The sequence below is a fragment of the Pseudomonas syringae group sp. 247E2 genome (assembly GCF_032587795.1).
GTDB classification, from domain to species: domain Bacteria; phylum Pseudomonadota; class Gammaproteobacteria; order Pseudomonadales; family Pseudomonadaceae; genus Aquipseudomonas; species Aquipseudomonas amygdali.
Window position 1 is genome coordinate 231,812 of record NZ_JAWHPK010000001.1, and the last position, 12,587, is coordinate 244,398.

Genomic DNA, 12,587 nt, shown 5'->3' on the forward strand with positions numbered 1-12,587 from the left:
TCTGGGCCACCTGATCAGATATTGGCCATCCAGAGCAACAGACCCAGAGAACACCAAGGCGCAACGCCCTGGCAGGCAGCAGGTGTCACTTTTTCTTTTTAGCCGGCTTTTCAGCCTTCTCTGACTTCTTGGCCTTTTCTGGCTTGCTATCAGCTTTCTTGGCAGATTTCTTTGGCTCGACGTCTTTTTTCTTGTCTTTCTTTTCGGAAGACTTGGAAAGCGTCGAGGCCGCTTCAGATTTCTTGGCCGGTGATGCTTTCTTGTCTTTCAGATCCTTGCTGGCTTTCGAGGCTTCGCCTTTACTTTTCTTGTCGTCTTTAGCCACGTTGATCACCCTTTGGGTATGCCGGTATTGGCACGTAGCCTGTGGGAGTATCCACAGGCTAATCATTAGGCGAGCGCGCTCAGAAACGGTTCAAACTCTTTTGACACTGTCGGCTGTGAGGACGCCATTCGAAAGTTTGGTGGCCAGCCAGAATATTGAAACCTGCATACCGTTTTCTACCTCAAGGCAAAACCGGCAACAAAAACCGCCCAATCACCGGCAGGTGATCAGATATCAACAACGTATCGTCCCGCCGCACCCGCGCACTGACCCGCTTCAAACTCGGGCTGTAAAACAGGTAATCCACCGTCCGGTCCGGCCCGTTGATGCGGCTGTCGTTGGGGAAGTGCGTGAGCCATTTGCCGCGGTCTATGCCGCTGGATTCGGCGTTGTCGGGGATCATCGGGTATTTTTCCCACAGCTCGTGCAGTTCGCTGTCGGCGGCGTAGCCAAGGCGCTGTTCTTCGGGGAGGCGCTGGTATTGGCCCAGCGGCAGCAGGTTGAAGTCGCCGCCGATCAGCCACGGTGTGCCGCCGCTTTCCAGTTTGTCCAACTGCTTTTCAGTGGCAGCGACCTGTTTTTGTGCGGTGTCGCCGGTGTGTCTGGCGGTGGTCAGGCTGGTGTTGATGACGGCCAGTTTGCCGCCGTCACGCAGGGGCAGGTAGCTGACCAGCAAGGCATCCTTGGGCTGGAACTGACGGCTGATGATATTGGCGTCTGGCACCGGCAGTTGCACGCGTTCGGCACTGTCGATGTGGAAGCGGCTGAGGGTCGCCAGTTTTCTGCCGACGCTGCCCCAGATATGCGGGTTGGGTACGAACTCTGCCTTCCAGTAGAACGCCTGCGTGCTGCACGGGTAGAGGTCCGCCACACGTTCTTTGATCAATGCCAGTTGGTCTTCGTAATCGGAGTTTTTGGCACCATCGTCGACCCCTTGCAGCAGTACGATATCCGGCTGTTCATCACGGATGACCCGCGCCGCCTCATCCAGGTTGTAGGCCAGGTCTTCATGCGTCGGGCGTTCGTCCGGGCCGCTGCCGTCGGCCATGTCGTACCAGAACACATAGCGCTTGCCCGCCAGGAACTGGATGTTCCAGGTCATGACTTTCAGGGCTTGCCCCGGCACCAGCTTCGGCGCCTGAACCGCAGGGTTGCAGATGGCCGGGAGTAACTCGCGAGCTGGAGGGCGCCACGTCAGTTGGTAAACCATTACCAGCAATACGGCGACCAGCAGCAGGCTGTACAGGGTCAGACGTAGCAGTAGACGTGGCATCGGCTCGACTTGGAGCGCCTGGCGCTCGGTGAGGGATTCGGTATTCAGCATACCGAATCGGTGCGTCTGGCGTCAGCTGTTGGTTCAGGCCCTGTGCGCGGGCTCGCTGATCAGCATGAACAGGCGGAAGGTCACAATGGTGGTGAACAGTTGCAGGAAGCTGCCGATGCTGTCGGTGATCACGGAAACCGCTGCGCTTTGCGGTTCTGGAAACAGGTACAGGCTGGCGCCCTCAAGCAGCCACAGCGGAATGTAGACGCTCAGTACGCATACCAGAATGCGGGTGAAGTGCCCGGTGGTCATCTGCATGCTTTCGCGCATGGCCATGAACGGCGTGAGTTTGCGCAGAACCAGCAGGTATTCGCTGAACGCCAGTTTGATCATCACCCAGATGCCGGGTACCACAAACAGTGAGAGGCCGAACATGATCAGCAGGGTGCTCATGGCCGACAGCACGGCGAAGGTCGGCCACAAGCGCACCGCCATGGCCAGTACATCGCGGGTGTGTACGTCCTCGCCACGGCTGCGTGCGTCGAGAAACAGGATCAGCGCGGCTGTATAAACAGGGTAGAAGAACAGCCCGATCACCAATGCATAGGCAGGCGAAGTGTCGGCGGACATGGCGCTGCCCAGCGCTTGTTTGGCCAGCACCTCGAGTATCACGACAGGCAGGCACAGCAGCGCGATGCTGCCCAGATTACGCCGAAAGAAATAAAGCGAATCCTGGATGACGGTCAACGGGTTCATGTAAATAGATCGCAGACTAAAAGCAGGCGCACACTTTAGCCCATGGCCCTTGCCGAACCAAGCGCAGTGGTGATGGGCTCAGCGCTTCTTATCTTTTTCTTCATGTCATTGAAGCGGGTGGATGAGGCCCCATTTTCTGAGCATGGTCCTGCCGGTGCGGCAGGAAAGAATTCCAGTGGCAACTCAGTGAGGTGGTCATGAACAGCGAAGAGCAAACCCTGATTGATGGTCTTTTCTCGAAACTGAAAGATGCCGAGACGGCATCCGCTCCGCGAGATGCTGCGGCCGAGGCGCGCATCAAGGAGCATCTGACTCGCCAGCCCGCTTCGCCGTATTACATGACGCAGGCGATTCTGGTGCAGGAAGCTGCGGTCAATCAGCTCAATCAGCAGGTGAAACAACGCGACGATCAGATTCAGCAGTTGCAGGCCGAGCTGCAGCAGGCCAGGGGGCAATCTTCGTCAGCACCGGCCAGCGGTGGGTTTCTGTCGAGTATTTTCGGCAGCAGCGCCTCGCGAGCGCCTCAGGCTCAGCCGGCCCAAGCTTCCGGTGGTGGCTGGCGCGACGGTGCCGGTTTCAATCCTGCCCCTGCACCTGCACCTGCAGCGCCGCAGGGTGGTTACGCCGCGCCTGCCCCGGCTGCGGGCAGTGGCTTTCTCGGCGGTGCGTTGAAGACCGCGGCCGGTGTGGCGGGCGGCGTGCTGTTGGCAGAAGGCATCAGCAGCATGTTCAGCCACCACAGCCAGCCGCAGGAGATCGTCGAGGTCATTCACGACGCGCCACAGGCTCAGGACACCGGCTCGTTCAATGATCAGGGCGGTTGGGGGCAGCCGGATCAGCAGTACACCGCCGATGACAACTTTGACGATGGCGGCGACATGTTTTCTGATGATGATTCGTTTGTTTGAGGACGCAGTGAGCGCCTCTCGCGCTCCAGAACAGACAATTATCGTTCCGCACGCTCCTGTGAGGGAATGCCCTGGGTGACGCTCCGCGTCACAGGTCTGCGCCGCGCCGCCCATTCAAGATCGGGCGTGGAGCATCCAGAAATGCGTGCGACGCGGAGCGTCGCACGATAGTTGAAGCTCAATTCCGTTCCCAAGCTGGCATACTGGGCACCGATTCACATTCCGGATCGCTGTAACCAGTGGGCGTGTTGCCCGCCATGAGGAATTGCGGTGAAGAAGATCGCGGTGTTCGCCGACGTGCAGAACCTGTATTACACCGTGCGCCAGGCGCATGGCTGTCATTTCAATTACGCCGCCTTGTGGGCGGATATCAGCAAGCGCGGCGAGATTGTTCACGCGTTTGCCTACGCCATCGATCGTGGCGACAGCAAACAACAGCAGTTCCAGCAGATCCTGCGCAATCTGGGGTTTACCGTCAGGCTCAAGCCGTACATCCAGCGCAGCGACGGTTCGGCGAAAGGGGACTGGGATGTCGGCATCACCATCGATATCATGGATTTCGCACCGCAAGTCGACGAAGTCGTGCTGGCGTCGGGTGATGGCGATTTCGACATGTTGCTCGAACGTGTGATCAGCAAACATGGTGTTGAGGCGGTGGCCTATGGCGTGCCGGGGCTGACCGCGAACTCGTTGATCCGCGCAGCCAGTCGTTATGTGCCTATCGAAGGCGCGTTGTTGCTGAAATGAATTTACAGGGTCAGGCCAGTGTTGGAACGTATTGCAGTCATCGACTTTGAAACCACCGGCATCTCCCCCGGCCATAGCTGCCGGGCAACCGAGATTGCCGTGGTGATCATGGAGCAGGGGCGTATCGTCGAGCGCTTTCAGAGCCTGATGAATGCCGGGGTGCGTATTCCTGCATTTATCGAAGGGTTGACGGGTATCAGCAACAACATGATTCGTACCGCCCCCAGCGCCGAGCGGGTGATGGGCGATGTGGCAGATTTCGTCGGCGCCACGCCGCTGGTCGCGCACAACGCCTCGTTCGACCAGAAGTTCTGGGACTACGAACTGTCGCGCATCCAGCGCAAGCGCGAACAGAGCTTTGCCTGTTCGATGCTGCTGGCCCGACGCCTGATGCCTGGCGCACCGAATCACAAGCTTGGCACGCTGACCAGCTACGCGCGCCTGCCCAATACCGGCAAGGCTCACCGGGCGATGGCGGATGCGGAAATGGCCGCTAACCTCACCGCGTATCTGACCAACGAACTGCGCAACACCCACGGTATCGCCGCAATCTCCCACCAGATGCTCTGCTCGCTGCAGAAAGTTCCCGCCGCCAAGATCGGCGAAACACTCAAGCGTCAGCGCGGCTTCTGATCTTCTAGTATTCCTGCTTGCCGTTGCTGGTCAGATAATCGGCCGGCAGGCTGCGTTCCACCGCTGTCGACAGCACGATTGACGTTTTGCTGAAGCCAAACCTGGCGATCCGATTGATCAGATCCTCCAGGTGCGGCATCGAATCGACCGCAGCTCTCATGATCACGCACGGGTCGCCCGTCACCCGGTAACACTGGATCAGTTCAGGGACCTGCCACAGCTCCTTGTACGCCTGTTGATTGCCGTGACTGCCCATGCGCAACTCGATCAGGCATTGAATCGGCAAACCGACCTTTGACAGATCGACCTTCGCCTCATAACCAGTGATCACGCCGCCGGCCTCAAGCTTGGCGACCCGCTCGGCCACGGCGGGCGCGGACAGGTTGACCAGTTTCGCCAGCTGCGCAAAAGACGCCCGGCCATTTTTCAGCAGCTCATCGAGCAGAATCCGATCGTATTTATCCAGCGTCATGACGTGCCTCGTGCTGTGCGATGGGTAATTTTAAAATAAAAGGAAAGCAGACCTTACAAGCATTGAATCGTAAGTTTCAGTGCGGTTTAAACAGGTTTGTCTGCTTAATATTCGCCTCTGGCCTTCATACAATAGGTCAACCATAACAATGATCCCAGGGCCTTGCCATGCCTCAGTCCGTTCGTGTTTCGCCGTTGCTCATTGGTGCCTTTCTGGCCTTGTACCTGATCTGGGGCTCTACCTATCTGGTCATCCGTATTGGCGTGGAGTCATGGCCGCCGCTGATGATGGCTGGCGTGCGTTTTCTGATTGCCGGGTGCCTGATGTACGGCTTCCTGCGTTATCGCGGCGTGCCAGCACCGACCTGGCGCGAGTGGAAGGCGGCGTTTGTGATTGGCTTCCTGCTATTGGCATGCGGTAACGGCGGTGTGACGCTGGCCGAGCACGCAGGCGTTGCATCAGGCGTCGCGGCGCTGGCGGTGGCGACCATGCCGCTGTTTACCTTGCTGTTCGGCCTGTTCTGGGGCAATCGCACGACTAATCTGGAGTGGGCGGGCATCGTGCTGGGCCTGATCGGTATCGGCCTGCTGAATCTCGGTTCCAATCTGCAAGCCAGCCCTTATGGCGCTGCGCTGGTGCTCTTTGCCGCTGCGTCGTGGGCGTTCGGCTCTGTATTAAGCAAGCATATGCCGTTGCCCAAAGGACCGATGGCCAGTGCGGCGGAAATGATCACTGCCGGAGCGACGCTGCTGATCGGCAGCGCTTTGAGCGGCGAGCGTCTTGCGCATATGCCGACTGCGGCGGGCTGGGGCGCGCTGCTGTATCTGGTGGTGTTTGGCTCTATCGTCGCGTTCAGCGCGTATATGTACCTGCTCAAGAACGTACGCCCGGCAGCCGCAACCAGCTATGCCTACGTCAACCCGGCAGTGGCGGTGATGCTTGGCGTGGTGTTTGCGGGAGAGACTATCGGTATTGAAGAGTGCCTGGCCATGGTGGTGATTATCAGCGCTGTCGTGCTGATTGGCCTGCCGCAATGGCGCAGGTCGGCGGTACGAAAGGTCGGATCGACACGCACAAGCTAACCGAGGCGGGCCGGACAGGTTAAACTGCGCGCCTTGCGTTGAATTTTTCCTACGGTATTTCCATGACATTCGCCTCTCTCGGCCTGATCGAACCCTTGCTGCGCGCTCTTGAAGCGCTCGGTTACCAGACTCCGACGCCTGTACAGACCCAGGCAATTCCTCCGGTACTGGCGGGCCGCGATCTGATGGCAGCTGCCCAGACCGGTACCGGCAAGACCGCAGGTTTTGCCTTGCCGCTGTTGCAGCGCCTGACCATGGAAGGGCCGAAAGTCGCGCCTAATTGCGTTCGCGCGCTGGTATTGGCCCCGACCCGCGAACTGGCCGATCAGGTTCACGAAAGCATTCGTCAGTATGCCGAGCACCTGCCGTTGAGCACTTACGCAGCCTACGGTGGCGTGAGCATCAACCCGCAAATGATGAAGCTGCGCAAGGGCGTGGACGTGCTGGTTGCGACACCGGGACGTCTGCTCGACCTGCATCGCCAGAATGCAGTCAAGTTCTCGCAGTTGCAGACTCTTATCCTTGATGAAGCCGACCGCATGCTTGATCTGGGCTTCGCCGAGGAATTGCGTGGCATCTACGCTGTATTGCCCAAGCAGCGCCAGACCTTGCTGTTCTCCGCGACCTTTTCCGACGAAATTCGTCTGCTGGCCGCGCAGATGCTGAATGACCCGCTGACCATCGAGGTCAGCCCGCGCAACGTGGCGGCGTCATCGGTCAAGCAATGGGTTGTGACCGTGGACAAGAAGCGCAAGGCTGATCTGTTCATCCACCTGATGAAAAAGCATCGCTGGGGCCAGGTGCTGGTGTTCGCCAAGACCCGGGTTGGCGTTGATCAACTGGTGGACCGTTTGCAGGGGCTGGGTCTGAACGCTGATGGCATTCACGGCGACAAGCCGCAGGCCACTCGCCAGCGTGCGCTGGATCGGTTCAAGAGCAATGAAGTGAAGATTCTGGTTGCCACCGACGTGGCGGCTCGTGGTCTGGATATCGATGATCTGCCGACGGTCGTCAATCTGGACCTGCCGATTGTGGCCGAGGATTACATCCACCGTATTGGCCGCACCGGCCGGGCGGGCCTGACGGGCGAGGCGATCTCACTGGTGTGTGCCGATGAAGTCGAACTGCTGTCGGCCATCGAAGTGCTGACCCGCCAGACGCTTGAGCGCAAGGAAGAACAGGACTTTGAGCCTGAGCACCGGGTGCCGACTACAGATGCCAGCGGCCAGATCCTGAAAAAACCCAAGAAACCGAAAAAGCCCAAGGTCTCGGGCAGCAAACGTAACCTGGGCAAATGGGTCGACAGCGGCGAATCAGAGCCTGCGCCAGCGGTCAAACCCGTACGTAAAGTGCCGGTCTTCAACACCGGCCCGCGCAAGAAGAAGCCTTGATATACGCATGTGGGCGCAAGCCGGGCGACGCTCCCACAGAAGGATTTATGTATAACGTGAGCAAGCTCCCACAGGTTATCCGTGGGCTTTGTGGGAGCGAACTTGTTCGCGAAGAGGACAGCGCAGTCGACGAATTTGCTGCGTTTGGAATATAGCCTTCGCGAACAAATTCCCACAGAAGGGTTTATGTATAACGCTGAGTGCAGAGCATACGCACAGGAATCACTGTGAGTTCAGCCACTCCACCATCCCCAGCCCCGCAGCGCGGCCGCTGGCGAAGCAGGCGGTCAGCAGGTAGCCGCCTGTAGGGGCTTCCCAGTCGAGCATTTCGCCTGCGCAGAACACGCCGGGCAATTGGCTGAGCATCAGACGCTCGTCCATGGCTTCGAAGGTCACGCCACCTGCGGTGCTGATGGCCTCATCGATGGGGCGTGGTTTGATCAGGGGCAGTGGCAACGCCTTGATGGCTTCACTCAACAACAGCGGATCGGCAAACGCTTCACGAGGCGCAAGCTCGCGTAAAAGCGCTGCCTTTGCGCCGTCCAGGCCCAATTGGCTGTGCAGGTGCTTGGACATCGAACGCGAGCCACGTGGTTTGCTCAGAGCTTTTTGAATGTCTGTCAGCGTTTTGCCGGGCAGCAGGTCAATGTCCACTGTCGCCGAGCCGCGAAGGTTGATCTGTTCACGAATTTGCGCCGACAGTGCATACACCAGACTGCCTTCCACGCCCGTCCCTGTCAGCACGCATTCGCCAAGGCGCAGGGCATGGTCATGCAGGCCCATGGCGATATTTTTCAATGGCGCACCGGCAAACTTGTCGCGCAGCAGGTCGCTCCAGGCGCTCACTTCGAAACCACAGTTGGCGGCCTGCAGAGGTGCAACCTCGACATGCCTTGCCTGCAGCCATGGCAGCCAGGCCCCGTCAGACCCCAGCCGGGCCCAACTGGCACCGCCCAGTGCCAACAACGTGGCCGCAGGGTTGAGCGCCTTTTCTCCATCAGAGCAGGCAATGCGCAGGCTGCCATCGGGATTCCATCCCAGCCAGCGGTGACGAGTATGGATCGTGACGCCCGCATCACGCAGCCGCTTGAGCCAGGCGCGTAGTAGCGGTGCGGCTTTCATGTCAGTGGGAAAAACACGGCCCGAGCTGCCGACAAACGTCTCGATACCCAGCGCATGAATCCACTGGCACAGCTGATCGGCACTAAAACTACGCAATAGCGGCGCGATCATCGGCGAACGTTCAGCGTGGCGTGACAAAAAAGCCGGGTAGGACTCAGAGTGCGTTATGTTCATGCCGCCAACCCCGGCCAGCAGAAACTTGCGCCCTACTGAAGGCATTGCGTCATACAGATCGACGTTCAGCCCTGCCTGGCTCAACACCTCTGCTGCCATCAACCCCGCAGGGCCGCCTCCGATGATGGCGACGGTTCGGGAAGCAGGAGAGGCGAGGTCGGTCATGGTCAGTGAAGTATCGATAGCAGAAGAGGCAGGCATTCTACCCGAGCGTTGTTTTCAGATGTGGTGCAACTCATTGGCTGCAATTGCGATGAGGCGCAACGCGCTGTCATAAGCCCATGTCGTCCCAGACCCGTTGCGCACTGTGATGCAGGATCCCGTGGCGTCTTGCCAGCGCCTGACGGTCCTTGCTGTAGCCGCCGCCGATCACGCCCATGACCGGAATGTCGCGGCTCAGGCAATGACGCAACACGGCTTCGTCGCGATTGGCCACGCCCTGATCGGTCAGTTGCAGATAGCCCAGCGCATCATCCTTGTGAACGTCCACTCCTGCGTCATACAGCACAAGATCCGGCTTGTAGAACGGCAACAGGTAGTTGAGCAGATCGTCGACCACGTTGAGGTAATCGGCGTCGCCCATCCCCATCGGCAGCGGGATATCCCAGTCGCTCTGCGCCTTGCGTGCCGGGAAATTCTTTTCGCAGTGCAGCGAGACGGTAATGGCGTCTTCGATATCGGCCAGAATACGTGCGGTACCGTCGCCTTGATGCACATCGCAGTCGAAGATCAGCACCTTGTCCACGCGGCCGCTTTGCAACAGGTACTGACTGATCACTGCCAGGTCGTTGAAAATGCAGAAACCGGCCGGGTAATCATAGTGCGCATGGTGTGTCCCGCCCGCCAAGTGGCAAGCCATACCGTGCTTCAAGGCCTGCTCGGCAGTCAGTAACGAACCACCCACGGCACGAACCGTGCGACGTGCCAGCGCCTCGCTCCAGGGCAGGCCCAGACGCCGCTGGTCTTCACGGGACAGGTCGCCATTAAGGTAGCGGCTGATGTAGGACGGGTCATGAGCCAGCGCCAGAATGTCCGCCGGGCATAACTCAGGACGCATTAATTGAACGTCACTGGTCAGGCCGCTGTCGACCAGGTAGTCACGTAACAGACGGAACTTGTCCATCGGGAAGCGGTGATCCGCCGGGAAGTCCGGGCTGTAGTCTTCATGGTAGATAAGCGGTAGGGACATTTTGCGTCCGTTGACAGGTCGAAGCCCGATAGTGCCAGCAAAGCGTGCGCACGCCCAGTTGTCTGGCGTAGTGGATAACTACACTGACGCCCACTCATGTCTCGTTACACGGGGGAATCGATGGAACCGATACTCAAGCTAGACAGCGCCCGGCTGCTGATGCGGCAGTGGCGCGACGATGACTTGCCAGCATTCGCCGAGATGTGCGCGGACTGCCGCGTCATGCGTTATTTCCCCGAACCCCTGAGCCGTCTTGAAAGCGCTGCCATGATCGGACGGTTACGTGGCCATTTTGCCGAACTGGGCTTCGGGTTTTGGGCGCTGGAGCGCAAGGATACCGGCGAATTCATCGGTTTTACCGGCCTGCATGTCGTAGGTTTCAAGGCACCTTTTACGCCGGCGGTGGAAATCGGCTGGCGGCTGGCTTACGACCACTGGGGTCTGGGTTTTGCCAGCGAGGCGGCATGGACCGCGCTGGGCTGTGGTTTCGAGCGCCTGAAGTTAAAGGAGATCGTGTCGTTTACCGCGGCCAATAATCAGCCGTCGCAAAAGGTGATGCAGGCAATTGGTATGCAGCAGGATGAGTCCGGCAACTTCGATCATCCCAATTTGCCTGACGGCCACCCGCTCAAGCCGCACGTGTTGTACCGGATCAGCCATGAGCAGTGGCGCAAGACGCTGAAGCCTTGATCAGGGTGTAGATTGAATTAAGCCAATCATCTTAAATCTGTATCATTCCATTCCAGTGGGATGGGCCAGAGGTCTGTCGGAAAATGCAGCGACTGCCGTTGCCGTACAAGTGCAGAGTCGATGTGCAAGAGGAGTGGGAATGAGCCAAGTGCTGGATGATCTGGTTGAGTTGCTGACGCTGGAAGCCATTGAAGAAAATCTTTTTCGCGGCCGCAGTCAGGACCTGGGTTTTCGCCAGCTGTTTGGCGGCCAGGTGCTGGGGCAGTCGTTGTCTGCCGCCAGTCAGACCGTCGAAGAGGACCGCCACGTTCACTCGCTGCACGGCTATTTCCTGCGCCCTGGCGACGCAGGCCTGCCGGTGGTCTACCAAGTGGACCGCGTGCGTGACGGCGGCAGTTTCAGCACGCGTCGCGTAACCGCCATTCAGAAGGGCAAGCCGATTTTCACGTGCAGCGCCTCTTTTCAGTACGACGAAGAGGGCTTTGAGCACCAGGCGTCGATGCCGCAGATTGTCGGTCCGGAAAACCTGCCGTCCGAGCTAGAGCTGCTGACGGGCCGAGCACACCTGACTCCCGAAGCGATGCACGACAAGTTTCTGCGTCCCAAACCGATTCAGTTCCGCCCGGTGACATCCGAAGACCCGTACGATCCCAAGCCAGGCGAGCCGGTGAAGTACGTGTGGTTTCGCGCCGATGGCAGCCTGTCGGACGTACAGGCGCTGCATCGTTACATGCTGGCTTATGCCTCCGACTTCAACCTGCTGACCACTTCGTTACGGCCGCATGGCAAGACGGTCTGGCAGCGCGATATGCAGGTCGCCAGCCTCGATCACTCGCTGTGGTTCCACAATGACCTGCGCACCGATGACTGGCTGCTCTATGCAATGGACAGTCCCTGGGCAGGCAACTCCCGCGGTTTCTCACGCGGCAGTATCTTCAACCGCGCCGGGCAACTGGTTGCATCGGTCAGCCAGGAAGGGCTGATCCGCCATCGCAAGGATTGGACATGACACTCGACGGCATACAGCACTGGGTGTTTGACATGGATGGCACCCTGACCATCCCGGTCCACGACTTTCCGGCAATCAAGCGTGAACTGGGCATCCCTCAGGACGACGACATTCTGGGTCATCTTGCCGCGTTGCCCGCTGAGGAATCGGCGGCCAAACACGCCTGGCTGCTTGAGCACGAGCGCGATTTGGCGCTGGCTTCGCAGCCTGCCGAGGGCGCGGTCGAGCTGGTTCGTGAGTTGTCGGCGCGCGGCTATCGGTTGGGAATACTGACCCGCAACGCTCAAGAGCTCGCGTACATCACCTTGAAAGCCATCGGCCTCGCTGACTGCTTTGCTGTCGAGGATGTACTGGGCCGAGACGAAGCGACCCCCAAGCCGGATCCGGCGGGTTTGCTGAAGCTGGCCGCTCGCTGGAGTGTCGAGCCGGAGAAGATGGTCATGATCGGCGACTATATGCATGACCTGAACTGCGGCCGTGCGGCGGGTGCCAAGACTGTTCTGGTCAATCTGAAAGACAACCCCTGGCCGGAGCTGACTGACTGGCATGCGGAGAATTGCACAGTGCTGCGCGGGATGCTGAGGTGATCTGAGCTGCCTACCGTGCCAATGCGGAGCGCTCACCGTTATCCACAAGTGTTTGTGGGAGCGACCGGGGCGGCGATCCGCATTGCTCGCGAAGACGGTATTTCAGTCGATGCATTTTCGACGATTATGTTGACCCTTTCGCGAACAAGTTCGCTCCCACGGCCTCCGGCCAGAATCAAAAGCGGACTTGTATGTGGCGCTGAACGCGGAGCGTGGGGACGATAGTTATATCCCTATC

The 12,587-nt window shown here is 59.1% G+C and carries 14 protein-coding genes; 8 read left to right on the top strand and 6 right to left on the bottom strand.

What is annotated here, in order from left to right; translation table 11 throughout:
- Positions 1-85: 85 nt before the first annotated feature.
- The 3 genes from RYC18_RS01155 to RYC18_RS01165 all read right to left on the bottom strand — a co-directional run bounded on the left by RYC18_RS01155 (position 86) and on the right by RYC18_RS01165 (position 2,345).
- Positions 86-334 (bottom strand): hypothetical protein, encoded by a 249-nt coding sequence (locus RYC18_RS01155; RefSeq protein ID WP_316882066.1) that lies wholly within the window; start codon positions 332-334, stop codon positions 86-88.
- A 172-nt stretch (positions 335-506) separates the two neighbouring features.
- Positions 507-1,649 (bottom strand): endonuclease/exonuclease/phosphatase family protein, encoded by a 1,143-nt coding sequence (locus RYC18_RS01160; protein WP_316882067.1) that lies wholly within the window; start codon positions 1,647-1,649, stop codon positions 507-509.
- Positions 1,650-1,682: 33 nt separating this feature from the next.
- Positions 1,683-2,345 carry a YciC family protein gene (locus RYC18_RS01165; RefSeq protein ID WP_005745437.1) on the bottom strand — a complete coding sequence of 221 codons (663 nt, stop codon included), beginning with the start codon at positions 2,343-2,345 and terminating at the stop codon, positions 1,683-1,685.
- A gap of 197 nt (positions 2,346-2,542) precedes the next feature.
- Here RYC18_RS01165 and RYC18_RS01170 point away from each other — a divergent pair, with 197 nt between their 5' ends.
- The 3 genes from RYC18_RS01170 (at position 2,543) to RYC18_RS01180 (ending at position 4,633) form a co-directional block, all read left to right on the top strand.
- Entirely contained in the window at positions 2,543-3,253 is a 711-nt protein-coding gene (locus RYC18_RS01170) for a DUF2076 domain-containing protein (RefSeq protein WP_316882068.1), read from the top strand.
- A gap of 270 nt (positions 3,254-3,523) precedes the next feature.
- Positions 3,524-4,000: an NYN domain-containing protein gene (locus tag RYC18_RS01175; RefSeq protein ID WP_002555259.1), complete on the top strand. Its 477-nt coding sequence runs from the start codon at positions 3,524-3,526 to the stop codon at positions 3,998-4,000.
- 21 nt (positions 4,001-4,021) lie between these two features.
- Positions 4,022-4,633 carry a PolC-type DNA polymerase III gene (locus RYC18_RS01180; RefSeq protein ID WP_005745439.1) on the top strand — a complete coding sequence of 204 codons (612 nt, stop codon included), beginning with the start codon at positions 4,022-4,024 and terminating at the stop codon, positions 4,631-4,633.
- A gap of 4 nt (positions 4,634-4,637) precedes the next feature.
- Here the strand turns inward: RYC18_RS01180 and RYC18_RS01185 are convergent, their stop codons facing one another.
- Positions 4,638-5,105: an Lrp/AsnC family transcriptional regulator gene (locus RYC18_RS01185; RefSeq protein WP_316882069.1), complete on the bottom strand. Its 468-nt coding sequence runs from the start codon at positions 5,103-5,105 to the stop codon at positions 4,638-4,640.
- A gap of 167 nt (positions 5,106-5,272) precedes the next feature.
- On the opposite strand from RYC18_RS01185, the gene yedA reads away from it, so the two are divergent.
- The gene (gene yedA / locus RYC18_RS01190) at positions 5,273-6,187 is read left to right on the top strand and encodes a drug/metabolite exporter YedA (protein ID WP_031596701.1); all 915 of its coding nucleotides are present in this window, start codon (positions 5,273-5,275) and stop codon (positions 6,185-6,187) included.
- 62 nt (positions 6,188-6,249) lie between these two features.
- A complete protein-coding gene (locus RYC18_RS01195) occupies positions 6,250-7,578 on the top strand; it encodes a DEAD/DEAH box helicase (protein WP_010193188.1) in 1,329 nt (442 codons plus the stop codon).
- A gap of 222 nt (positions 7,579-7,800) precedes the next feature.
- Here the strand turns inward: RYC18_RS01195 and RYC18_RS01200 are convergent, their stop codons facing one another.
- On the bottom strand, positions 7,801-9,039 hold the full coding sequence (locus tag RYC18_RS01200; RefSeq protein WP_316884133.1) for a TIGR03862 family flavoprotein: 1,239 nt from the start codon (positions 9,037-9,039) through the stop codon (positions 7,801-7,803).
- Between the two features lie 106 nt (positions 9,040-9,145).
- On the bottom strand, positions 9,146-10,063 hold the full coding sequence (locus RYC18_RS01205) for a histone deacetylase (protein ID WP_057404524.1): 918 nt from the start codon (positions 10,061-10,063) through the stop codon (positions 9,146-9,148).
- Between the two features lie 120 nt (positions 10,064-10,183).
- On the opposite strand from RYC18_RS01205, the gene RYC18_RS01210 reads away from it, so the two are divergent.
- The 3 genes from RYC18_RS01210 to RYC18_RS01220 all read left to right on the top strand — a co-directional run bounded on the left by RYC18_RS01210 (position 10,184) and on the right by RYC18_RS01220 (position 12,349).
- Positions 10,184-10,753, top strand: coding sequence for a GNAT family N-acetyltransferase (locus tag RYC18_RS01210; RefSeq protein ID WP_316884135.1), 570 nt, complete (start codon positions 10,184-10,186; stop codon positions 10,751-10,753).
- Positions 10,754-10,892: 139 nt separating this feature from the next.
- Positions 10,893-11,762 (top strand): acyl-CoA thioesterase II, encoded by an 870-nt coding sequence (tesB, locus tag RYC18_RS01215; protein WP_316882070.1) that lies wholly within the window; start codon positions 10,893-10,895, stop codon positions 11,760-11,762.
- A complete protein-coding gene (locus RYC18_RS01220) occupies positions 11,759-12,349 on the top strand; it encodes an HAD family hydrolase (RefSeq protein WP_316882071.1) in 591 nt (196 codons plus the stop codon). Before tesB ends, RYC18_RS01220 begins: the two co-directional genes overlap by 4 nt.
- Positions 12,350-12,587 lie beyond the last annotated feature (238 nt).